This is a genomic window from Pseudomonas rubra (assembly GCF_028656935.1).
Classification (GTDB): domain Bacteria; phylum Pseudomonadota; class Gammaproteobacteria; order Pseudomonadales; family Pseudomonadaceae; genus Aquipseudomonas; species Aquipseudomonas rubra.
On the sequence record NZ_JAMDGZ010000035.1, the window covers coordinates 170,772 to 193,916 of the forward strand.

At 63.1% G+C, this 23,145-nt stretch carries 20 protein-coding genes and 1 tRNA gene; 13 read left to right on the forward strand and 8 right to left on the reverse strand.

Translation table 11 applies throughout. From position 1 onward, the window contains the following. Positions 1–27 precede the first annotated feature (27 nt). Complete coding sequence (bglX, locus tag M5G17_RS17100) at positions 28–2,319, reverse strand: beta-glucosidase BglX (protein WP_273894095.1); 2,292 nt, start codon at positions 2,317–2,319, stop codon at positions 28–30. A 183-nt stretch (positions 2,320–2,502) separates the two neighbouring features. Between bglX and M5G17_RS17105 the strand changes: the two genes are divergently transcribed. The 4 genes from M5G17_RS17105 (at position 2,503) to M5G17_RS17120 (ending at position 5,804) form a co-directional block, all read left to right on the forward strand. Then, complete coding sequence (locus tag M5G17_RS17105) at positions 2,503–3,105, forward strand: LemA family protein (protein ID WP_273894096.1); 603 nt, start codon at positions 2,503–2,505, stop codon at positions 3,103–3,105. Beyond that, positions 3,105–3,833, forward strand: coding sequence for a TPM domain-containing protein (locus M5G17_RS17110; RefSeq protein ID WP_273894097.1), 729 nt, complete (start codon positions 3,105–3,107; stop codon positions 3,831–3,833). Before M5G17_RS17105 ends, M5G17_RS17110 begins: the two co-directional genes overlap by 1 nt. A 26-nt stretch (positions 3,834–3,859) precedes the next feature. After that, on the forward strand, positions 3,860–4,477 hold the full coding sequence (locus M5G17_RS17115) for a TPM domain-containing protein (protein ID WP_130266055.1): 618 nt from the start codon (positions 3,860–3,862) through the stop codon (positions 4,475–4,477). A 109-nt stretch (positions 4,478–4,586) separates the two neighbouring features. Continuing rightward, the gene (locus tag M5G17_RS17120) at positions 4,587–5,804 is read left to right on the forward strand and encodes a class I SAM-dependent methyltransferase (RefSeq protein WP_273894098.1); all 1,218 of its coding nucleotides are present in this window, start codon (positions 4,587–4,589) and stop codon (positions 5,802–5,804) included. Positions 5,805–5,904: 100 nt separating this feature from the next. On the opposite strand, the gene M5G17_RS17125 is transcribed toward M5G17_RS17120, so the two are convergent. The 5 genes from M5G17_RS17125 to M5G17_RS17145 all read right to left on the reverse strand — a co-directional run bounded on the left by M5G17_RS17125 (position 5,905) and on the right by M5G17_RS17145 (position 12,158). Next, positions 5,905–6,798: a DMT family transporter gene (locus M5G17_RS17125; protein ID WP_273894099.1), complete on the reverse strand. Its 894-nt coding sequence runs from the start codon at positions 6,796–6,798 to the stop codon at positions 5,905–5,907. A gap of 95 nt (positions 6,799–6,893) precedes the next feature. Beyond that, a complete protein-coding gene (locus tag M5G17_RS17130; RefSeq protein WP_420793384.1) occupies positions 6,894–9,446 on the reverse strand; it encodes a TonB-dependent receptor in 2,553 nt (850 codons plus the stop codon). 114 nt (positions 9,447–9,560) lie between these two features. Continuing rightward, complete coding sequence (locus M5G17_RS17135; protein WP_273894101.1) at positions 9,561–10,514, reverse strand: FecR family protein; 954 nt, start codon at positions 10,512–10,514, stop codon at positions 9,561–9,563. Then, on the reverse strand, positions 10,511–11,050 hold the full coding sequence (locus M5G17_RS17140) for an RNA polymerase sigma factor (protein ID WP_273894102.1): 540 nt from the start codon (positions 11,048–11,050) through the stop codon (positions 10,511–10,513). Before M5G17_RS17140 ends, M5G17_RS17135 begins: the two co-directional genes overlap by 4 nt. A gap of 85 nt (positions 11,051–11,135) precedes the next feature. Next, positions 11,136–12,158, reverse strand: coding sequence for a DUF4917 family protein (locus M5G17_RS17145; protein ID WP_273894103.1), 1,023 nt, complete (start codon positions 12,156–12,158; stop codon positions 11,136–11,138). 111 nt (positions 12,159–12,269) lie between these two features. Here M5G17_RS17145 and M5G17_RS17150 point away from each other — a divergent pair, with 111 nt between their 5' ends. The 8 genes from M5G17_RS17150 (at position 12,270) to M5G17_RS17185 (ending at position 20,701) form a co-directional block, all read left to right on the forward strand. Then, a complete protein-coding gene (locus M5G17_RS17150; RefSeq protein ID WP_273894104.1) occupies positions 12,270–13,340 on the forward strand; it encodes a glycerophosphodiester phosphodiesterase in 1,071 nt (356 codons plus the stop codon). Between the two features lie 69 nt (positions 13,341–13,409). Next, positions 13,410–14,048: a LysE family translocator gene (locus M5G17_RS17155; protein ID WP_273894105.1), complete on the forward strand. Its 639-nt coding sequence runs from the start codon at positions 13,410–13,412 to the stop codon at positions 14,046–14,048. A 76-nt stretch (positions 14,049–14,124) separates the two neighbouring features. Then, on the forward strand, positions 14,125–14,664 hold the full coding sequence (locus tag M5G17_RS17160) for an RNA polymerase sigma factor (RefSeq protein ID WP_273894106.1): 540 nt from the start codon (positions 14,125–14,127) through the stop codon (positions 14,662–14,664). Next, the gene (locus M5G17_RS17165) at positions 14,657–15,625 is read left to right on the forward strand and encodes a FecR family protein (RefSeq protein WP_273894107.1); all 969 of its coding nucleotides are present in this window, start codon (positions 14,657–14,659) and stop codon (positions 15,623–15,625) included. Before M5G17_RS17160 ends, M5G17_RS17165 begins: the two co-directional genes overlap by 8 nt. A 69-nt stretch (positions 15,626–15,694) precedes the next feature. Continuing rightward, on the forward strand, positions 15,695–18,109 hold the full coding sequence (locus M5G17_RS17170) for a TonB-dependent receptor (protein WP_273894108.1): 2,415 nt from the start codon (positions 15,695–15,697) through the stop codon (positions 18,107–18,109). 7 nt (positions 18,110–18,116) lie between these two features. Further along, positions 18,117–19,718 (forward strand): enterochelin esterase, encoded by a 1,602-nt coding sequence (gene fes / locus M5G17_RS17175; RefSeq protein ID WP_273894109.1) that lies wholly within the window; start codon positions 18,117–18,119, stop codon positions 19,716–19,718. Between the two features lie 94 nt (positions 19,719–19,812). Next, complete coding sequence (locus M5G17_RS17180; RefSeq protein ID WP_273894110.1) at positions 19,813–20,187, forward strand: hypothetical protein; 375 nt, start codon at positions 19,813–19,815, stop codon at positions 20,185–20,187. A gap of 13 nt (positions 20,188–20,200) precedes the next feature. Beyond that, on the forward strand, positions 20,201–20,701 hold the full coding sequence (locus M5G17_RS17185) for a hypothetical protein (RefSeq protein WP_273894111.1): 501 nt from the start codon (positions 20,201–20,203) through the stop codon (positions 20,699–20,701). 45 nt (positions 20,702–20,746) lie between these two features. Here the strand turns inward: M5G17_RS17185 and M5G17_RS17190 are convergent, their stop codons facing one another. After that, positions 20,747–22,459 (reverse strand): SulP family inorganic anion transporter, encoded by a 1,713-nt coding sequence (locus tag M5G17_RS17190; protein WP_273894112.1) that lies wholly within the window; start codon positions 22,457–22,459, stop codon positions 20,747–20,749. A gap of 148 nt (positions 22,460–22,607) precedes the next feature. Here M5G17_RS17190 and M5G17_RS17195 point away from each other — a divergent pair, with 148 nt between their 5' ends. Beyond that, positions 22,608–23,012, forward strand: a complete 405-nt coding sequence (locus M5G17_RS17195) for a DUF2388 domain-containing protein (protein ID WP_273894113.1) — start codon at positions 22,608–22,610, stop codon at positions 23,010–23,012. A 58-nt stretch (positions 23,013–23,070) separates the two neighbouring features. Here the strand turns inward: M5G17_RS17195 and M5G17_RS17200 are convergent. After that, positions 23,071–23,144, reverse strand: a tRNA-Gly gene (locus M5G17_RS17200). Position 23,145: the final 1 nt, after the last annotated feature.

Sequence of the window (23,145 nt, forward strand, 5' to 3'; positions counted from 1 at the left end):
GGCCTTCCCTTGGAGCATGGCAACGTTTTACAGCAGCTCGAAGCTCTGTTCTTGCACAGCCTGCGAGTCCAGGCCGACCTGAACCCGGAACTCACCCGGTTCCGCTGCCCATTGCAGTTGGCCGTTGTAGAACTTCAGGTCGTCGGCCTTGAGGGTGAAGTGCAAGGTGCGTTCTTCACCCGCCTTGAGCATGACCTTCTGGAAGTTCTTCAGCTCCTTGACCGGACGGCTCATGGATGCGGACACATCCTGAACGTACAACTGCACCACGGTTTCGCCGTCACGCTTGCCGGTGTTCTTGACCACGATACTGGCTTGCAGATCCTGGCCCTGCTTCACCGACTTGCTCGACAGGTTCAGGCCCGAGAGACTGAAGTCGCTGTAGCTCAGGCCGTAGCCGAAGGGGTACAGCGGGCCGTTCGGTTCTTCGAAGTACTGCGAGGTGTAGTTGCCTGGCTTGCCTGGGGTAAACGGCCGGCCGATGCGCAGGTGGTTGTAGTACATCGGGATCTGCCCGACCGAGCGCGGGAAGGTGATGGCCAGCTTGCCCGACGGGTTGTAGTCGCCGAACAGCACATCGGCGATGGCGTTACCGCCTTCGGTACCGCTGAACCAGGTTTCCAGGATCGCATCGGCCTGTTCGCGTTCCCAGGCCAGCGACAGCGGCCGGCCGTTCATCAGCACCAGCACCAGCGGTTTGCCGGTGGCTTTCAGAGCTTTGATCAGCGCGCGCTGGGACTCGGGGATTTCCAGGGTGGTGCGGCTGGAGGACTCGTGGGACATGCCGCGCGATTCACCAACCACGGCCACCACCACGTCGGACTGCTTGGCGGCCTTGACCGCTTCGTCGATCAATACCGCGGCAGGGCGAGGGTCGTTGATGATTTCCGGCGCGGCGAAGTTGAGGAAGTTCAGGTAGTCGAACATCGCCTTGTCGCCCGTGACGTTGGCGCCCTTGGCGTAGACCAGTTTGGCCTTGTCGCCAACGGCCCGGCGCAGGCCCTCGCGGAAGGTGACCGAGTGCTCCGGGCGACCGTCGGCGGCCCAGCTGCCCATCATGTCGATCGGCGCATCGGCCAGCGGGCCGACCACGGCGATGGTGCCGGATTTTTTCAATGGCAGGGTCTGCGCGCGGTTCTCCAGCAGCACCAGGCTGCGGCGCGCTACGTCGCGGGCGGCGTCGCGGTGCAGGCGCTGGTCGGCGTAGTAGTCCTTGACGTCGGTCTCGGCCTTGCCGATGCGCACATAAGGGTCCTTGAACAGGCCCATGTCGTACTTGGCCCCGAGCACTTCGCGCACGGCCTGGTCGAGTTCCGCCTGGCTCACTTCACCGCTTTTGAGCAGGCCCGGGAGCTCTTCGCCGTAGAGGGTGTCGTTCATGCTCATGTCGATGCCGGCCTTGATCGCCAGCTTGGCGGCCTCGCGACCATCGCGGGCGACGCCGTGGCGGATCAGCTCCTGGATCGCGCCATGGTCGCTGATGGTCACGCCCTTGAAACCCCAGTCCTTGCGCAGCAGGTCATTCATCAGCCAGGTGTTGGACGTGGCCGGCACACCGTTGATCGAGTTCAGGGCCACCATCACCCCGCCGGCGCCCGCATCGAGGCTGGCGCGGTAGGGCGGCAGGTAATCGTTATACATCTTCGGCAGGCTCATATCGACCGTGTTGTAGTCGCGCCCGCCTTCCACCGCGCCGTACAGGGCGAAGTGCTTGACGATGGCCATGATGCTGTCGGGGTTGGCCGGGCTGCTGCCCTGGAACGATTGGACCATGACCTTGCCGATCCGCGAGGTCAGGTAGGTGTCTTCGCCGAAGCCTTCGCTGGTGCGGCCCCAGCGCGGGTCACGGGCGATGTCGACCATGGGCGCGAAGGTCATGTCCAGGGAGTCGGCGGAAGCTTCAATGGCCGACGTCCGACCAACCTTGGCGATTGCCTGCATGTCCCAGGTCGCGGCAAGGCCCAGGCTGATCGGGAAAATAGTGCGGTTGCCGTGGATCACGTCGTAGGCGAAGAACATCGGGATCTTCAGGCGGCTGCGCATGGCAGCGTCCTGCATCGGCCGGTTCTCGGGCGCGGTGCGCGAGTTGAACGTGCCGCCGATGCGGCCGGCGGCGATTTCTTCGCGGATGCGTTCGCGAGGCATTTCCGGGCCGATGCTGATCAGGCGCAACTGGCCGATCTTTTCATCCTGGGTCATCTGCTTGAGCAGGTTGGCGATGAACGCCTGTTTGTCTTGCAACGGGGCAGCAGGGGTGTCGGCAAAGGCCGACTGACTGGCCAGGCTGACTACCAGGCCCAGCAAACACAGCTTGTTCATGAATTCTGTTCTCAAGGCTTACGGCAGTATTCACGGTCGATACTGCCCAGCCGAAGTAGGGGAAGCGGCTATTGTTGTAGTTTGCTGGGGCATCTTTTAGCCGATTGGGCGATCCTGATCCAGCGGCAACGACGGATTATGCCTCAAGTCCGGTGAATCACGGCGATCAAGGAGCATAGCGACATGCAGGTAATTCAATTCAAGGGTTTGCGCCTGTGGCTGCTGCTGGTGCTCGGCAGCCTGCTGGCCGGTTGCGGGATCAACAACATCCCCAACTATGACGAGCAGGTCAAGGCAGCCTGGGCCCAGGTGCAGAACCAGTACCAGCGCCGCGCCGACCTGATTCCCAATCTGGTCGAAACGGTCAAAGGCTACGCCAAGCAGGAGCAGGAAACCCTGACCGCGGTCATAGAAGCCCGGGCCAAGGCCACCTCGATCCAGGTTGATGCCAGTACCCTGGACGATCCGGAAAAACTGCGCCAGTTCCAGCAGGCCCAGTCGCAGTTGAGCGGGGCATTGAGCCGGCTGATGGTGGTGTCCGAGCGTTACCCGGACCTCAAGTCCAACCAGAACTTTCTTGCCCTGCAGTCCCAGCTTGAGGGAACCGAAAACCGTATCGCCGTGGCACGCAAGGATTTCATCGCCGCTGTGCAGCGCTATAACACCGAGATTCGCACCTTTCCCGGGCGCCTGTGGCACAGCGTGATGTACAGCGACCTGCCGATCCGCGAGAACTTCGAGGCGACCAGCGCCGATGCCGACAAAGCGCCTGAAGTGAAATTCTGATGCGTCTGCTCAGGCTCGCGCTGCTGCTGACGCTGCTGTTCACCATACCGCTGCGTGCCGAGCTGAGCTTTCCGGCACTGAGCGGGCGGGTGGTGGACAACGCCGGCCTGCTCGACGGCGCCAGCCGCAGCCAGCTCGACAACATGCTCAAGGCCCATGAACAGGGCACTGGCGAGCAGGTCGTGGTTGTGACTCTGGCGGACCTGCAGGGGCAGAGCATTGAAGACTATGGCTTCCAGCTCGGTCATCACTGGGGTATTGGCCAGAAGGGCAAGGACAACGGCGCGCTGTTGATCGTTGCCCCCCAGGAGCGCAAGCTGCGTATCGAAGTCGGCTACGGCCTGGAAGAGCGGCTGACCGATGCGCAGTCCTCGGTCATCATCAACAGCATCATCACCCCGGCGTTTCGTCGCGGCGAGTACAGCCAGGGCATTGTCCAGGGCACGGCGGCGATCCTTCAGGTTCTGGGTGGCAACCCGCTGGCCGAACCGTCGAGGGCGCTGGGCAACGAGTCTGATGATGGTGCCCCGGCCTGGGCCATCGGTTTGTTCATCCTGCTGATTCTGGTGGTGTTCGCCTTGCAGTCGCTGGGCCTGGGTGGCAGCGGGCGCGGTGGTATGGGCGGCGGTTTTGGCGGTGGCTACGGTGGCGGCTTGGGTGGCGGCGGTGGGGGATTCAGTGGTGGCGGGGGCAGCTTCGGCGGTGGTGGATCGTCGGGTGGCTGGTAAATCAACGACAACGAGTAGCGCAGCACATGACTTTGCTCACTGAACAGCAACAGCGCCAGGTCGCGCAAGCCATTGCCCAGGTCGAGCGGCATACCGACGCCGAACTGGTTACGGTGCTGGCCAGGCGCGCCGACGACTATGCCTATATACCCCTGTTGTGGGCCAGCCTGCTGGCTCTGGTGGTGCCGGGCATCGTCCATTACCTCAGCGGCTGGATGAGTGTGCACAGCCTGCTGATCGTGCAGTGGCTGACGTTTATTGCCTTGTGCCTGCTGTTTCGCATTCCGGCCCTGACTACCCGCCTGATCCCGCGCCCGGTGCGCCACTGGCGTGCGGCGAACCTGGCTCGGCGGCAGTTTCTCGAGCAGAACCTGCACCACACCCAAGGCGGCACTGGCATGCTGATCTTTGTCAGCGAGGCCGAGCGCTATGTCGAAATCCTCGTCGATGAGGGCATCTCCCGGCACCTGGACAACCGGGTGTGGGACGCGATCGTCCTGCGCTTTACCGAACAGGTGCGCCAGGGCCACACCGTGCAGGGCTTTGTCAGCTGTATCGAGGCCTGCGGTGAGCTGCTCAGCACCCATGTGCCGCTGACCCACGAGCGCAACGAACTGCCCAATCGCTTGGTGGTGCTCGATTAGCCACGTTTTCGTCGATCGACAAAAGCTGTGCAGGCAGAGCACATCCACGTAAAATTCCCGGCATTGCGCAAACCTGCGCTCCCTCCGCTACCCGAGGCACCCTTTTTCGATGTCCGATTCCCCTATCGCCCAGGCCGCGCCGGATGCGCGTGCGCAGTTTCTGAGCCTGCTCGCCACCAGCCTGGAACAGAACGCCCTGATCAAGCTGGTGCTGGCGCGCCCTGTCGGCAACGAAGAAACCCTGCAGCGCATCATCGCCAAGCCGCTGACGGTCAAGGGCCAGGCCTGTGTGTCGTTCGTCTATCGCTACAAGACCCGCGACATTACCCGCAACCTGGGCAATGACCAGGCCCTGGCGTTGGTCGACGAATTGCTCCCGGCCTCGTTTCGCAATGCTCATCTGCTCAGCCTCAGCGACGAAGCGCAGCTGGAGTTCAGCAAGAAGGGCAAGCCCATGCTCCACCGCAGCGCCGTGCAGCAGGTGCGCCAGGCACCAGCAGCTGAACATGACCGGGAGAAGAAGCGTTACCTGGAACTGAGCCGGCCGTTCCTGCAGGACCTGGGCGTGACCGACAAGCAACTGGCGTTGATCCCGGCCATGTCGCGCAAGTGGAAGCAGATCAACAAGTTCATCGAAGTGTTTTCCCATGCCCTGAACTCTGCACCGCTGGTTGCCGGTCAATTGCTTCGAGTCGCCGACTTCGGTTCAGGCAAGGGTTATCTGACCTTCGCCATCCATGATTACCTGCGCAATACCCTGCAGCGTGAGGCGCAGGTGACCGGTGTCGAGCTGCGCCCGGACATGGTCGAGTTGTGCAACGCTGCGGCCTCGCGCCTGGAGCACCCGGGCCTGGTGTTCGAGTGCGGTGACGTGCGCAGTGTGGTGCCCAGCGCCATCGAGGTGATGATCGCCCTGCATGCCTGTGACATCGCTACCGACTATGCGATTCACACCGGCATTCGCTGCGGCGCGGCGATCATCATGTGCTCGCCTTGCTGCCACAAGCAGATCCGCCCGCAACTGCACAGCCCGGGTTTGCTCAAGCCGATGTTGCAATACGGCTTGCACCTGGGCCAGCAGGCCGAAATGCTCACCGACAGCTTGCGCGCCTTGTATCTGGAAGCCTGCGGTTACGAGACCAAGGTCTTCGAGTTCATTTCGCTGGAGCACACCAACAAGAACAAGATGATCCTGGCGGTCAAGCGCCAGACCCCGGTTGACGCTTCAGCGCTGTTGGAGAAGATCCAGCAGCTCAAGGAATTCTATGGGGTCAAGGAGCATTGCCTGGAGACCTTGCTGCGGGCCGATGGTTTGATTCCTGCCTGACAACTTTGCGACCGCTGCGCGCTCGAATCGCTGGCAAGCCAGCTCCCACAGGGTCGGTGTACACAGATCCACTGTGGGAGCCGGCTTGCCGGCGATAGCGTCAGTTCAGGCCCCGCACAGGTGCAGGATGCACCCGCGTCTTGCGCCCCAGCACCACTGTCGCAATCACCCCGGCAGCAAACACCCAGGTAATCGGCTCGACCTGCTCGGCAAAGAACAGCGCCGAAAAGGCGATGGTGAAGAAGATCTGCAGCAGCTGGATCTGGCTCACCCGGGCAATGCCGCCCAAGGCCAGCCCGGCGTACCAGGCAAAGAAGCCAATGAACTGTGAGAACAGCGACACATAGCCAAAGGCCCACCAGGTCCTGGTACTCACCGGCCCCTGATGCTGCAAGGCCAGGTAAACCACCGGCCCGAGTAACAGCGGCGCCGACAGCACCAGGGCCCAGCAGATCACCTGCCAACCGCCCATTTCCCGCGCCAGCCGGCCGCCTTCGGCATAACCCAGCCCGCCCACGGCAATCGCCGCCAGCATCAGCAGGTCGCCGGCCTGGATCTGCCCGGCGCCCATGATCATTGCATAGGCCAGTACCAGGGCACTGCCCAGGGCGGCGCAGGCCCAGAAGGCTTTCGAGGGGCGTTCATGGGACAGCCACGCGGCGTACACCGCTACGCACAAGGGCTGCAGGCCGTTGACCAGGGCGCCGTGGGACGCCGGTACGCTTTGCATGGCCCAGGCCGACAATACCGGAAAGCCCAGGATCACCCCCAGGGCCACCAGGCTCAGGCCTTTGATCTGCACCCAGGTCGGCCATTTTTCCCGGCGCCAGAGCAACAGCGCCGCGGCCGGAATCGCTGCCAGCAAGGCGCGGCCCAGGCCATTGAGCAAAGGGTGCAGCTCCTGCACGACGATGCGGGTCATGGGCAGGGTCAGGCTGAAAATAATCACACCGAGAAGGCCTAGAACCATCCCGGTGTTTTCGCGGCTGGACATACGGAGCGCCTGTGGCAGAGAGGTAGCCTCATTGAGCCACAGGGCGGATGGATGATCTTGTTACAGTTACTAACAAGATCATCCGTACAGTTGCCTCAGAAGAAACGGGTGACGCTGACCTTGGCGTTGCGGCCCTGGCTGTAGGCATATTCGCCGCTGAGCTCGGAGCGGTAGTCGTTGTTGAACAGGTTATCTACCGTCAGGTTGACCTCGGTGCCTTTGAGGTAAGGCTGCTGGGGCTTCCAGTTGGCGAACAGGCCATGGATCTGGTAGTCGTCGTTGGCATAGTGGTCGTAGTAGCGGTCACCCAGGGAACTGGCCGGGCCCTCGCGATAATTGTCGCTCGGCAGGCGGTCGGTCTTGCGCACGAACTGCGCCTGCCAGCCGACCTTGGCATCCCAGTTGGGGATCTTCACACCGAGGGTGGTGATCCACTTCGGCGCCGGGATGTCCTTGGCCCAGACGTCCGGCCCCCAAGGGTTGGTGTAGGCACCGTCATGGCGACCGGTCATCCACGAGTAAGACACCGAGCCGAACAGGTAAGTCGAGTCGTAGAAACTTTCGACCTCGAAGCCCTTGATGGTCACACCCTTGAGATTGCGGTAGTTGGACATCAGGCCTTTGCCGCAGGCATCGTTGATGCTCTGCCCCTTGGCCAACTGCGCCTCGCAACCAATCCCGGTGGCCTTGAAGATTTCGTCCTTGATCTCGTTACGGAACAGTGTGGTGCGGATCTGCATGTTGTCGTCGGCCATGAAAACGTTGGCAAAGTCGGTGACGTTGCCAGCGCGCAGGGCGGTGATGCGTTCCGGGTCGAGGTTGCGGCTGCTGGCGGTGCGGCTGCCGATGCCCTGGACTTCGTATTGTTCATCCAGCACCGGTGCACGCCAGGTCTTGCTGTAGTCGGCGAAGAAGGCGGTGTTGGCGGTGGCTTTCCAGAACACTGACAAGCGTGGCGACCAACCGGTGTAGGTTTTCTCGCTGTAGTCGTGGCCGTTTGCGGCAACGTTGTAGTATGGCGCCTGGTTCTGTTTGCCCTTGTTGGCGACATGGTCGTAACGCAGCGACGGGGTGATGGTCACGTCACCCAGGGTGACTGCGTCCTGGATGAAATATCCCTGGCTGTCGACGGTGCCGCTGGGCATGAAGTACGGCTGGTAGTGGCCGTTGTTGTATTTGGGAATCTCGTAGCTTTTGCCGGGCATCCACATTTGGGTGTCACGCTCGTGGTGACGGATCTGGAAGCCGCTGGTGAACGCGTGTTCCAGCGGGCCGGTGGCGAACAGGCTGGTGTTGCGCACATCAAGCATCTGGTCCTGATACTCGGTGTCCATCTTGCGGCCGCCGGTGGACGGCTGGAAGAACGCTGTGGCATCACGCTCGTCGGTCTGCTTGGTGTCGGACTCCGAGTATTTGACCTGCAGGTCGATCAGCGGGTTGTTCACCGGCTGATACTTGTACGTAGTAGACCAGGTGGTGTCGGTGGTCGTGCGGTTGGCCAAAAAACGCTTGAGGGCATTCTTGTAGCCAAACCTGTCGATGTCCCACTGGGTCGGCGGCGTCGGGTAGGCAGTGGAGGAGAACGGCGCCCAGCGCTCACTTTCCGAGCGCGACCAGGAGAAGCCCAGGCTGTGCTCGTCAGTGAAATGCATATTTGCCTTGAGCAGCGCGCCTTCCAGGTCCAGGGCACTGTTGGGCAGGCGCTGGGGGTTGATCGGGTAGCGGCCCTCGGCGTCGGGCAGGGTGCCGGCCAGCTTCATGTCGTCGCCGTCGCGCTTGGTCAGGTACACCAGGCCATCCATGCGGCCATCGTCGGTGCGCCCGAACAGTGCCGAGCTGTAAACCTGCTGATGGTCGTTGCTGGCATAACCATACTTGAGCATGGCGCCACTGTTGCGCCCTTCCTGGAGCAGGTCGGGGGCATCTTTGGTGGTCATGTTGACGCTGCCGCCAAAGCCGCCGTTGCCGGTGTAGATCGAGTGCGGGCCCTTTTCCACCTCGATGTTCTTGATCAGCTCCGGCTCGATGAACACGGTGCCTTGCTGGTAGCGCTCGAAGCCGCTCTTGGTCGCGCCATCGACGGTCATCGGTACGTCTTCGGCGTCGCCCAGGCCCCAGATGTTGATGGTCTGGCCACCGGGTTTGGCCGAGCCGCCCATGTTCACCCCAGGCAGGGTCGCGAGCACGCTGGGGATGTTGCTGGGCTGGTAGCGGTCGATGTCTTCCTGGGCCAGGGTCGAGCGGCCGACGGTGCTCGGGTCGACTTGCTGGCCGTTGCCGACAACGCTCACCGCGCCAAGCTGGATGCTGTTGTCAGCGGTGGCATCGTCTTCGCGCAGGCGCACCACGTAGGCATTGCCAACCTTAACCAGGGCAAAGCGGCTGTTCTGCAGCAGTTGGCTGATGGCTTCGAGCGGTTCGTAAGCACCTTGCAGGGCCGGCGCCTGAACGCTGTTGAGCAAGGATTCGTCAAACAGCAGTTGCAGCTTGGCTTGCTGAGCCAGTTGGCTCAGCGACGCCGCCAGCGGCTGCGCTGGCAGGTTCAGTTGCAACGGCGCGGCCTGGGCCTGCAGGCTCAGGGCCAGGCATACAGCCAGCAGTGAAGGACGAACAGACAACGGCTTGAACGGAGCAAACGCACGCAAGATGAAACCCCCCAATATGGCGACAAAGGCCAGAAAAGGCCTGCAGTGATTACGCAGACGGGAGGAAGACGCAGGGCAGCGGAAAACCCTCACATGCGAATGAAAAATATTCTCAAATTAGCGTTTGCGTTCGATCCGCAGGCGGCCATCGGCAAGGTTCACGGTCTTGATCGGCAGCAGCGCCGGCAAGGCATTGAGCAAGGCGTCCGGGTCGCTGACGTCGAGGTTGCCCGAGACCTTGAAACGGCCCAATGACGGGTCGGCGAGCAACACCGGTGCCGAACGGTACAGCGACAGTTCGTCGATCAGGCTGGCCAGTTCACGGTTACGAAAACTCACGTGGCCGTCGCGCCAGTCAGCGACGTCCTGGACACTGAGGTTCTCTACGTTCAGGCTGCCACGGGCCGGGTCATAGGTGGCGCGCTGGCCGGCGCTCAACAGCACCGGTGGGCGGTTCTCACCCAGGGTTTCGACGGCGACCTGGCCGTGGGCGACACTGACCACCAGTTCATGTTGGCCACGACGCAGATCGAAGCCGGTGCCCACCACCCGCACCCGGGCGTTGCCGGCGTCGACGAACAACGGGCGTTCCTTGTCGGCGGCCACGTCGATGTACAACTGGCCCTGGTCGAGGCGAATCAGTCGGCGCTCGTTGTCGAAGTTCAGGCTCAGCCGGGTGCGGGCGTTGACATCCAGCTGGCTGCCATCGGGCAGGGCCAGGTGTTGTGGGCGCTCGCTCTGCACGGCCAACTGTTGCTGGTGGTTGCGGTTGGGCAGGCCGAGGTTGGCGGTAAGCACCGCGCACACCAGCCCGGCGGCGATGGCCAGCGCCGGGCGCCAGCGCAGCGGTTTGCGGCTGGGCAGGGCAAGTGGTTGGTTCAGGCGCTTGAGCGCGGCCAGGTCGTCCCAGAGTTGTTCGAACTGGGCATAGGCGCGGGCATGCTCGGGGTGCTGCAGCCACTGGGCAAAGGCCCTGCGCGCCTCCCGCGAGCTGTCGTTGCGGTTGCGGGTAAACCAGCTGGCCGCCTGTGCATCGATGCTGCGCTTATCGATTTCAGGAGTGGGGGTCATTCTGGCTGCTCCATGCCGTCGTCACTGTCCAGGCGCTGCTTGCAATGCAGCAGGGCCGCGGCGATGTGCTTTTCCACCATGCTGACGGAAATGCCCATGCGCTCGCTGATCTGCGCCTGCGTCAAACCTTCGAAGCGGTGCAGCATAAGGGCTTCGCGGCGGCGCGGCGAGAGTTCGGCGAGGACAAGTTTCAATTGTTCCAGGCGTTGTTGCTGCTGGGCATGGTTGAGCGGGTCGCTGGCGGTGCAGGCCGGGGTCTGTTCGCAGGCCTTGGCGTCTTCGTCGAGTACGCTGTGACGCACCTTTTGCCGACGCCAGTGGTCGCTGAGCAGGTTGCGCGCCATCTGGAACAAAAACGCCCTGGGTTGTTCGACCCGCGCCCGGTCACGGTAGCCCAGCCACTGGGTGAACACGTCCTGGGTCATGTCTGCCGCGTCATTGGCATTGTCCATGCGCTTGCGCAGGAAATGCAGGATATCGGCATAGAACCCGCGACAGGTTTCGTGGGCAAAAGGGTCAGGTTTGGGGCGCGGCATGCAAGCTTTCCAGGACGGACCGGAGAGAAAGGTTGCGAATGGTATCGAGAATAATTGTTATTTACCATGCCTGTTTTTATCCAGCTCAATGTCGCTTGCGAATTGGCACAGGCACGGCGACTTCCAGGCCGGGTGTTCCCAGCGGGTGGCTGCTGGCGTCGAAAAAGTACAGCGCCAGCGCAGGTGTATCGGCAAAGCGCTGCACATAGTGCTGCTTCTGGCTGATGATCGAGGCGTCGCTCAACGGCCGGATGGCAATGGCCAGGTGCGCCGGGCGCGCTTGCTTGATGGCCTGCAGCAGATGCTGGTCGGTGCTGTCCAGGTGTTGGCCGAAAATGCACAAGCCGCCCTGATGGCCGGCTAATTCACCCAGGGCCCAGCTCAAGTAGTCGGAGCTGCGAATGGCCTTGAGCTTGTCGTCGCTGCTGCTTTCGTTGACGAACATCGGCACATCGCCCGGAGTGTTGACGGCAAAGCCGTCGAGCAGTTGGCCGTCAGTGGCACTGCGCTGGCGGGTGCTGCCGTCCTGCTGCTTGAGCAGGTGCAAGCCACCGTGCAGGTACAGCAGGCGCGTGCCCGGGCTGCGGGTGCGGCGGATATCGAAGCCGCCGTCTTCATCGAACAGTTGTTGGAAACCTTCAGGCTTCTGGCTGGCGGCCCAATGGCAGATCAGGTCGTAGTTGCTCGAATAAACGCTCTGGTAGTTGCCCAACTCGCGGTTGATCAACTGCAAGGTCTGGCTGGGCAGCATGCGCCAGGGAATGTGCACGCTGCGAATGGCGTGGATCAGCGCTTCCTTGATCGCGTAGTAGCGGTTCAGCGGCGCCGAGGAGCTGATCGCCAGTGCGGCGTTGATCCGTACCGTGGTGTTCAGGGCGCTGAGCACCGGCTCGAACAACTCTGTACCCTGCGACTTGAACAGCGCCTGGTCGCTCAGGTTCAGGGGTTTGTGCCGCACCCGCAGGGCCTCCTCGAACAGCGAGAAGTAGCTGAACGGCCGCCACAGCGCCCGGCTGGCGCCATTGCCCAGCAGCAGGCCGCTGCACGGGTGACTGGCGTTCAGGTCTGGCCAGTGGTTGAGGCTGGCGTCGAGGTTGGCGTGGGGCATCGGGCATCTCTGTGGCAGGGCAGGCAATCGCCGCGACTTTAGCATGCAACCGGTTTGTCATCAGCGTTGGCGACTATGCTGGATTCGCTGTGGAGCAAAGGAGGGCTGAAGATGTTCAATGCAATCGGACGTGTGTGTTGCCTGGCGCTGCTGCCCTTGGCCGGGCTTGTCGAGGCTGGGCAGGGCAGTGAGCTGGCCAGGGCTCAGGGCATTGCGTACCCGGCGGTGATCGCCCATCGCGGTGCTTCTCATGATGCACCGGAGTCCACGGCACCGGCCTATCGGCTGGCGCGTGAGTTGGGTGCCGACTACCTCGAGTTGGACCTGCAGCGCTCGCGCGATGGCGTGCTGGTCGCGGTGCACGATGACAATCTATTGCGCACCAGTGATGTTGCCGAGCGCTTTCCCGAACGCCAGGGCAGCCCGGTCAGCGCCTTCACCCTGGCCGAGCTCAAATCGCTGGATGTCGGCAGCTGGTTCAACAAGGCCTACCCCGAGCGCGCCCGGGCAAGCTTCAAGGGCCTGAAGATCCAGACCCTCGATGAAGTCATGGCCATCGCCATGGCCAACCCGCAACGTCAGCCCGGCTTGTACATCGAAACCAAGGTGCCAGGCCTGTTTCCCGGCATCGAGGCTGACCTGAACAAAGCCCTGCAAGCGGGTGGTTGGCTCGACCGGCCGGGCAGGGTGGTGCTGCAGAGTTTCGACCGCAACAGCCTGGCACTGCTGCACCAGCACATGCCACAGGTGCCCAAGGTGCTGTTACTGTGGATCGGCAAGGGCAGCATCGAGCCAGTTTCCCAGAAGACCTTCGCCGAGTCGGGTGAAACTGACAAGGCCGCGTTTTATGCCCGTCAGCAACCCAAGGGCAAGGCCGAGTTCGAGCGCTGGCTGGATTACGCCAAGGCGGATGGCGCCATTGGCACCGGGCCGTCGGCGGCGCTGGCCGGGGGCGGCGCCCAGAGTTACGCCGATCTGGCGCAACCGTGGATGAACCAGTTGACGCACGACAAGGGCCTACTGGTGCATGTGTACACCGTTGATGAAACGGTGGATTTTCGTCGGGTGCTGGCTGCCGGCGTGGACGGCATCTTCACCAACCGCAGCGGCCCATTGTTGCGCCACCTGGGCCGGCCCAGTGCCCGTAGCGAGGCACAGATCCTGCGCGCCGAAGGTTACTGACAGGCTGGCTGGCGCCGTGCGGCTGCCGTAGACTTCGCGCCTTGCACTGACTTTCAGGACACTGCCTCGATGACCTTTTCGCTGCTGCTCGCCGTACTGGCTTCCGGATTCATCTACGGTATTACTCCGGGGCCGGGTGTGCTGGCGGTGCTGGGCATTGGTGCCACCCGTGGGCGCCGCGCCGGTGCGGGGTTTCTGTGCGGGCACTTGCTCGGTGACGTGCTGTGGTGCAGTACTGCGCTGGTGGCGATCGTCGGTGCCCGGCAAATCGGCAGTTCGGTGTTCGATATCCTGGGTGTGATCAGTGGCCTATATCTGTTCTGGCTGGGCATGCGCGCGTTGCGCAGTCGCCCGGGCAACGGCGAGGGTGACCAGGGGCCGGTGCGCAAACCGTTCTGGCACGGCGTGGTGTTCGGCCTGACCAACCCCAAGGCCTACCCGGTAGCGGTGGCCACGTTCACCGCCTTGCTCTCCAGCCGCGCCGAAGCGCTGGACTGGTCAATGTTGCCGGCGCTGATCGCGCTGAGTTTTGTCGGCGGCTTGTTGGCTTACGTGATTCTGATTGGCGTGGTCGGCGCCCGCCACGTGCACACCCTGTATACCCGTTATGAACTGTGGATCACTCGCGCGTGCGGCGTAATGTTCATCGGCTTCGCCGTCAACGCCCTGGCGCATGCCTTGCCAGGCCTGTTGCCACGTAACGGCTGAGGGCTGGCAGAAGGCTACACCGATATGTGAGAATGATATGAATTCCTATTCATGCCTTCTTGCCCGCCGGACCTTCATGACTTCGCTCACCACGCCCTGGACCGCCGCTGCCCCGGCCTTGCAGGCGGTCGTCCACGATCTGCTGGCCAACTACAGCGACTTGCGCCGTTACCTCTGTGGGCGCCTGCGCAATCCGGATGATGCGGCCGACATTGCCCAGTCGAGTTTTGCCCAGGCCTATGCCCACGCCTTGAATGCACCGGTGGCCAACGCCCGGGCCTTGCTGTTCCAGGCCGCGCGCAACCTGTGTATCGATCAGTACCGGCGGCGCAACAATGAGCTGGCGGCGCTCGAAGACTGGCTGGCCCGCGCCGATGTGCTGAGCCCCAGCGTTGAAGAGATCATCATCGCCCGCGAGCAGTTGCAGCAACTGATCGAGCGTATCGAACGCATGCCGCGCCTGCGCCGTGAGGTGTTCGTGCGGGTGCGCCTGCATGGCCAGCCCCATCGCCAGGTGTGTGCCGAGCTTGAGCTGTCGGCCAAGGCCGTGGAGTTGCACATTGCCCGTGCGGTGTTCGATTTGTCCGAGCTGAGCCTGGCGGCGCGACATGTCTGAACCGTTGCCGGTTTCCCCACGCAAGGTGCAGCAGGCCTTGAGCTACCTGGCGGCGCTGAACAGTGACGACCCCAAACGGGTCCAGCAGGTGCGCGGGCAACTGGAGCGTTGGCGCGGTAAAAGCCACGAGCACGAACAGGCCTGGCAGGAGGCCGAACAACGCTGGCAACTGGTGCACCGGCTGACCCCGCAACTGCGTACGGCAGTGGCGCCGGAGCCGGTCAATGTCAGCCGGCGGCGCCTGCTGCGCCAGGGCGGCGGCTTGCTGATGGCGGTCGCCGGGGCCAGTTGGCTGGGCTGGCTGTGGCGGCGTACAGCGCAGTTCGATCGCCTGCTGCAAACCGTGCATGCCGAACCGCCGCGCAGCGAAAGGTTGCCCGATGGCAGCCAGTTGCTGCTGGCTGCCGAAACCAGCCTGCGCATCCAGTACAGCAATGGCCTGCGCCAGGTGCGCCTGCTGCACGGCAATGTCTATTTCGATGTGGCGCGCGAGCGTTTGCGGCCGTTTCTGATCACTACCCGGTTGGGTGAAGTGCAGGTGCTGGGCACAGCCTTCAGCGTCAGCGATCGCGGTGGCGAGATCCAAGTGGCGGTGGCCCGCGGGCGGGTCGAGGTGCGCGGTTTGCACGAAGGTTTGCAAGTGCTGCAGGCCGGCGAGCGTATCAGCCTTGATGGCCAGGGCCGCTTGCTGGCGCTCAGGGCCGATCCCCATGCCGTGGCGAGTATCGCGCATTGGCAGCGTGGCTGGTGGTCGTTCACCGATGCGCCGCTGGCCGAGGTGATCGCCGAGGTCAACGCCTATGCCCTGCAACCGGTGACCCTGGCCGCTGACGCCGCGCACTTGCACCTGACCGGCAGCTTCCCCAGCGACCAGCCGGAAATGCTCCTGCACACGCTACCGAAAATCCTCCCGGTGAGCCTGGTTCAGCAGGGGCAGCAGCGCACTTTGCAATTGCGTTGAAAAAGTTTTGAGGGGTAACGGCGAAGTGGCCCGTCTTCATCGCTGAACCCACCTCTGCAAGGACAGATCATGTCGCTTCTCCATGCCCGCCCGGCACACCCTGTGGCTTTCCCCGGTACCCTGCGCCGGCTGGCGTTGGCCTGTGCCCTGGGCAGTGCCAGCCTGTTGCCGTTGAGCGCAGCCAATGCTGCCGCCCTGGCCGCCGGTGCGCCTGCCCTGAGCCTGAATCTGCCGAGCCAGTCCCTGGAAGCCGCGGTGCATGCCCTGGCGCGCGAAGCCGGGGTGCCCATCGCCGCCGACAGCCAGTTGCTGGCGGGGCGCAGCGCCCCGGCATTGCAAGGCCGCTTCACCTTGCAGCAGGCCTTGCAGCATTTGCTGGCCAACAGCGGCCTGGTGGCCAGTGAAGAGAACGGTGTGATCATCCTGCGCAGCCTGAACAGCGATGGCGCCTTGACCCTTGGCGAGCTGAACATCAACGCCAACAGCAACCCGGGCGGCATCCCCGAGGCCTACAGCGGTGGCCAGGTCGCCCGTGGTGCGCGACTGGGCATGCTGGGCAATCGCGATCTGATGGAGACGCCGTTCAACGTCACCTCCTATACCACCCAGCACATGGAAAACCAGCAAAGCGGCACGGTTGGCGCGGTATTGCGTAACGATCCGTCGATCCGCTTCAGCACCGGCGAAGGCCACGCCTACGAAAACTTCATGATCCGTGGCTACTCCCTCGACTCTACCGAACTTGCACTGAACGGCCTTTACGGCCTGGCGCCAGACGGCCATGTGCCGACCGAGTTTCTGGAGCGGGTTGAAGTGCTCAAAGGCCCCGGTGCCTTGCTCAACGGCATGGCGCCCAACGGTGGCGTCGGCGGGGTGATCAACCTGGTGCCCAAGCGCGCCGGCGAAGCACCGCTGACCCGCCTGACCAGCAGCTATGTGTCCGATGGTTATGTCGCCGAACACATCGACCTGGGCCGTCGCCTGGGCGACGAGCAACGTCTGGGCATCCGCTTCAACGGCGTCTACGGCAGCGGCGAAACCGGCGTCGACCAGCAGTCCAAGGACCGGACCCTGGCGTCCTTGGGTATGGACTATCGCGGTGATGGCTGGAAGCTTGAACTCGACGCCTACGAGAGCCACGAAAAACTCGAAAACGGCAGCCCGATGATGGCCGGCTTCAGCAAATTGGGCCATGTCACCAAGGCGCCGAAACCGGACACCAACATCCTCGATGGCATCTCGGCCAAGCAGATCAGCAAGGCCGTGGTAGTGCGCGGCGAATATGCGCTCAACGACGATTGGAGCACCTACGCCAGCGTCGTTAGCGCCCGCACCCGCTACAAGGGTTTCCTCAATGGCACCCGGGTGATCGTCACCGGCGCCAACGGTGATGCCAGCGGCGAGACCTACAACCAGGCCGGCTACACCCATAGCTTGTCCAGCGAAGCGGGGGTGCGCGGCAACTTCGTCACCGGCCCGGTCAACCATCAACTGGTGTTGAGCACCACCTTGCTGCACCAGGACATCGGCCGCGCCGCCACCGTGACCAGCAAGAAGTACATGACCAACATCTACCACCCGGGCAAGCCGATCATTGCCGGTGATATCGGTTCCAGCGACAAGACCGGTGACAACACCCTGTCCAGCTTCGCGGTCGCCGACACCCTGGGCTTTGTCGACGACAAGGTGTTGCTGACCCTGGGCGTACGCTCGCAACGGGTGCGGCAGAAGATGAGCAAGCCAGCCTACGACGAGCGCGCCCTGACCCCGGCCCTGGGCCTGGTGCTCAAGCCTTGGGATGCGCCGGTATCGCTGTACGCCAACTACATCGAAGGCCTGACCCAGGGCGGCATGGTCACTGACCTTGCCGCCGCCAACTACGGCGAGCAGTTCGCCCCGTACAAGGCCAAGCAGATGGAGGCCGGGGTCAAGTGGGATCTGGGCGACTTCACCCACACCCTCAGCGTGTTCCAGATCGAGAAGCCAAGCATGCTTCTGGATCGCGCCAGCAACCGCTACACCGACGACGGCGAGCAGCGTAACCGTGGCGTGGAATGGAACCTGTTCGGCTCGCTGACGCCGAGCGTGCGCCTGCTTGGCGGTGTCACCTACACCCGTGCCGAACTGACCCGCACCGCAGGTGGCACCCTCGATGGCAACACCGCCCGTGGTGTGCCGGCCTGGTCGGCCAACCTCGGCGCCGAGTGGGACACCCCCTGGGTTCCGGGCCTGACCCTGACTGCGCTGGGCATCCACAGCAGTTCGCAGTACCTGGACAGTGCCAACGACCTGAAGATCCCGCAGTGGACCCGCTACGACCTCGGCGGCCGCTACAGCACGCGCATCCTCAGCAAGGACGTGGTGCTGCGTGCCAGCCTCGAAAACGTCGAAAACCGTGCCTACTGGGCCGGGGTGTTCAACGACGGGTACGCCACGGTCAGCGAGCCGCGCACGCTGAAACTCTCTGCCAGCATCGATTTCTGAGGTGATCATGCACACGTTCAATCAGTGGGGCTGTGTCCTGGCGCTGGCCCTGTGGGTGAGTGGCAGCGCGATGGCAAGTACTGACACGCGCTTGCAACCGGGGCAAACCGTCAACGCCAGCTTTACCCAGGCGCAACAACCGACCTGGACCGTGCAGCTCAAGGCCGGTGACCTGGTCCAGGGCCGGCTGCAAGGCGATGCCAGCCTGCGTCTGCTTGATGCCCAGGGCCAAGCGCTGCGGCTGTTGATCGATGGTCAGGACCAGCCGCGCGAGTTTATTTTCATTGCTGAGCGCGATGGCGCCTACGGTCTGCGTGCCGAGGCGCTGGCCAGCCGGCCGCAAGCCGCTTACGCGTTGAGCCTCAAGCAGGTGATATCAGCCAGCGAGCAGAAGCGCACCGCGGCCCCCTTGCAAAGCCCGACTCTGCGCGAGCTGCAGCAACAGCTGGCTCAGGGCGCGACCAGCGAAGGGTTCTGGCAGGCGCGTCAGCAACAGGGCACGCCGATGGTCGAAGCCGTGGCGGGCCAGCCGGGCGTTGCCCTGGTGACCTTCCTCTGGCGCGGCGCCCGTCACAACGTTCGAGTGTTTGGCGCGCCGTCGGGTAATCACGACGAGCTGCAACGCCTGGGTGACAGTGACGTGTGGTTTCGCAGCTATCTGCTGCCTGCCTCTGCACGCCTGAGCTACCAGATGGCCCCGGACGTGCCGGCGTCCGATGATCGGCGGATGATCCTTGCCAGCACTCAACGCGATCCACTCAACCCCAACAGTTTTGCTGATGGCAGCGGCGATCCGTACTTGTCGCGCTCGCGTCTGGAATTGCCCGCAGCGCCCGCGCAGCCCTGGGTGGCCGAGCGCCTTGGCGTGGCCCGTGGCACCTTGGAACGCAAGGTGTTGAGTAGCAAGCTGCTGGGCAACCAGCGTGATGTTTACCTGTACCGGCCGGCGCAGTGGCAGACGGGCGCCAAGGGGCAGGGCTTGCTGGTGCTGTTCGATGCTCACGCTTACACCCGGCAGGTGCCAACCCCGACGATCCTCGACAACCTGATCGCCGATGGCCTGATTCCGCCGACAGCGGCCTTGATCATCGCCAACCCCAGCGACCTGAGCCGCCAGCAGGAGTTGCCGCCCAACCCGCAGTTCGCCCGTTTCATGGCCGAGGAACTGATGCCCTGGGCGCGCCAGCAAGGTGTGGCGGCGTCGGCACAGCGCACAGTGGTGGCAGGTTCCAGCTACGGCGGCCTGGCGTCGGCCTATATGGGCCTCAAGTACCCGGAACTGTTCGGCAATGTGTTGAGCATGTCCGGTTCCTACTGGTGGGGGCGTGAGGGCGAGGAGCCGGGCTGGCTTACCCGCGAATACGTCAAGGCGCCCAAGCAGCCGCTGCGCTTCTACCTGCAGTCGGGCCTGTTCGAAGGGCCGAAGATCCTCGACACCAACCGTCATCTGCGTGACGTATTGTTGGCCAAGGGCTACCCGGTGGAGCAGGTTGAGTACCCGGCCGGGCATGATTACCTGCAGTGGCGCGGTAGCCTGCCGTGCGGGTTGATCAGCCTGATCGGCAAGGGCCGGGCGACGCTGGCGCAGGCCTGTGTGCCGGGGCGCTGAGGGTGATTTGAGTGAGTAGCGCGCAGGGTTCAATAATGGCAATATGCCGCGCTTGCTAAGCAAGCACCGTAGATTCAATCAACAAGGAAGTCCTATGAAAATCGCAAAACTGGCGTTACTCACTTGCAGCATGATCCTTCCTCTGGCGGCGAGCGCTGCGCAAGACCTGAGCGCGCTGTACCAGGTCTTTGAAGACAAAGGCAACTCGACGCTGAGCATGGAAGAGTACAACCAGTCGGTCAGCATCACTGGCGTTGCGCTGGAGTTGTCGCAAAACATGCAAGGCACGCCATTGCTGATCGCAGGCGATGAAGAAGGCTATATTCTGGCCCGCTTGCAAGGTGTGGATGATGCGCAGAATGCCAAGATGAGCGCGTTGCAAGAAGGGCAGAGGTTCAGCGCCGAATGCGTTTTGCAGTTTGCTTCTGGCTCGGACTACATGCCGTTCCACCAGTGCACGTTCAACTGATCAAGGAAGATCGATGAGCCGGTACCTTCGCACCGCCATTGCATTGGCGGGTTGCTTGTCTGCGTTTTGCGCCATGGCGGACGAGCCGGCGCAGTACCAACTGTTCAACACCCTTGCCCACTGCCAGGGTAGCCGTGAGCAGATTGCCGAGTTCAATCGCCTGGTCGATGCCGGGCAGCTTTCGTTTACCAGGGATGACGCCCACGGCCCTTGGGGTGGCGGTGCCTGGCAGCTGGATGAGGCGCTGCGTATCGGCGCGGTGTCATCAAAGACAGCGGTCATGACCGACCGTTTCAGCTTCTTCATCCTGGTAGCGAGCGCGAGCCCGCACGCTGACATGCAGAAGGCTGCAAAGGCCCTGAAGCTTGAGAAAAAGCATGAAAGCGACGGCTACGTTGCTTACCAGCGTGATCTCGATAGCGCGGGTGTAAATACCTTGCAGGTGGTGTCGACAGAAGACGCCAAGCGCAATTTCTACGTCGGCTGCAGCTACACGCCAACATCGGCATCCTGAGCCGTGTACCCGGCAGGCCGCAACGGGCTTACCGGGTACACGCGTTTAAAGGTTGCTAGACAACGCCCCGTCCTGGCGCCGACTACGGTTACGCCATACCCGGTAGGCGCGTATTCCCGCGCGTACCGAGCCGAACAGCAACTGCTCTTCCATCTCCCGCGCCAGCCCTGAACGCACCAGCATACGCAGGAAGCGCCCGCGCGCCCGGGCGATGGCAAAGTGAATGCCCTGGGCGGCGAGGGTGTCGCGCACTTCACGCAGCACGGCGATGCCGCTGACATCGATGGAGGTCACGGCTTCGGCGTCGAACAGCACCGCCTGGGGTTTGCTTTCGCGTTGCACGGCCTCAAGCAGGCGCGTCTTGAAATAGTCGGCATTGAAAAACAGAATTGCATCGTCGAAGCGGTACACCACCAGACCCGGCACGGTGCGCGCCTCCTTGTGGCGGCGGATATCCACCTGGCCGTCGATGCCCGGCACCCAGCCCAGCACCGCATCGGTAGGCTGGTAGATGCTGTAGAGCAGGCGCAGGATCGCCAGGGTCACGGCGATCAGAATGCCCGGCAATACGCCGAGCCCGAGCACGCCGACGGTGGTCAGCACACACAGCCAGAACTCGAAGCGGCTGAGCTTGTAGATCTTCTTCAGTGACTTGACGTCGATCAGCCCCCAGCCGGCCATCAGCAGCACCGCTCCCAGCGCGGCCTGGGGAATCCAGGCCATGGGCTTGGTGAACGCCAGGAGGATCAGGGCAATGACCAGCGCAGCAACGATCCCCACCAGCTGACTTTTGCCACCGACCATGTCGTTGACCGCGGTGCGCGAGTCGGCGCCGCTGATGGCAAAGCCCTGGGAAACTCCGGCGGCGATGTTGGTAACGCCCAGGGCCAGGAACTCATGATTGGCGTTGATCGCATAACCATGGCGGGCGGCAAAGCTGCGGGCGGTGAGCATGGCGCTGCAAAAACTTACAGTGGCGATACCCAGGGCATCGCGCATCAGGCTTTTCATTTCCTCAAGGTTGGTTTTCGGCCAGGCCAGTTCCGGCATGCCGGCCGGTACCGGGCCAAGGATTGCCACGCCGAAGCGGTCCAGGCCCAACAACCCGACCACCAGGGTCGCCACCGCCACTGTCACCAGCGCCGCCGGCAGGCGTGGGTAGCGGCGCGGTAGCCAGATCAGCAAACCCAGCCCGGCGACGCCGATTACCAGGGTCAACCAGTGAATCTCACCGAGGCGCTGCACCAGGTTGACCAGGCTGAGCACAAAACCGTTGCCCTCGATCTGAAAGCCCACCACCTTGCCCAGTTGCCCGGCCAACAGGCTCAGGCCGATACCGTTGAGGTAGCCGATGAGGATCGGCCGCGAGAAAAAACTGGCGATGAAGCCGGCCCGCGCAAGCCCCGCCCCGATCAGCATCAGGCCGACCAGGATGGTGACAATCACCGACAACTGCGCCAGCCGCGCCGGGTCGCCCATGGCCAAGGGCGCAATCGCTCCGGCAACCATGGCGCAGGTGGCGGCATCCGGACCGACCATCAACTGCCGTGAACTGCCGATCAGGGCATAGACCATCATTGGCAGGATGCACGCGTACAACCCGTACTGCGGCGGCAGGCCGACGATCTGCGCATAGGCAATGGCGATAGGAATCTGGATCGCTGCCACCGACAGACCGGCCTGCAGGTCATGGCGAAACCATTCGCGGCGGTACTGCAACAGGTTGGCCAGGCCAGGCAGCCAGCGGGAGAGAAACATGCACGGATCCTTTCGAGTGTTTCGCGGTGGGCTATTAAAGCGCAGCGCGAGTTGCCAGGGCAGGGTGTCAGGTCAAAAACACTGCTGTTAAGTCTGGCGCAAGCCGAGGAGAATGCCGGCCGATTACAGGGACAGAGAATGGAAGTCGATGGAACGCATGATCAAAGGTTGGAAAAAGCCCGCACTCCTGTTGAGCCTGGCCTGGTGCTGCACGGCTCAGGGCCAGGGCGATATCTTTGGCAGCGGCGGCGACGTCGATGGCATGCTGACCCTGGGGGGTACGGTGTATCTGCCCTTCATGCTTACCGGTGCCACCACCTTCGGACCAACCATGGCCTCGGAGGCCAGCTCCGGGACTGACGGTAAGCGCGTGCTGGCGCAAGCCCACGACGATGCGGCGGCGTTCATTGCCAGTGACGGGGCTTACCGGGGGGCTTATCTGCAATCGGCATTGAGTTGGTTACGCAGCGAAGGGCGTGTAACAGGCGCAACGGATCACGAGCTGGCCCAGGAAATACTGGTGTTGGCGGCAGTCGAGGCGAAGGGGATTTAGCGAAACAGCCACCAGGGCGGTGGCCAAGGTCTCAGCGGCGCTGAAACCTGAAAGAAGCTGGAGCGGGTGAAGGGAATCGAACCCTCGTTATCAGCTTGGGAAGCTGGAGTAATGCCATTATACGACACCCGCT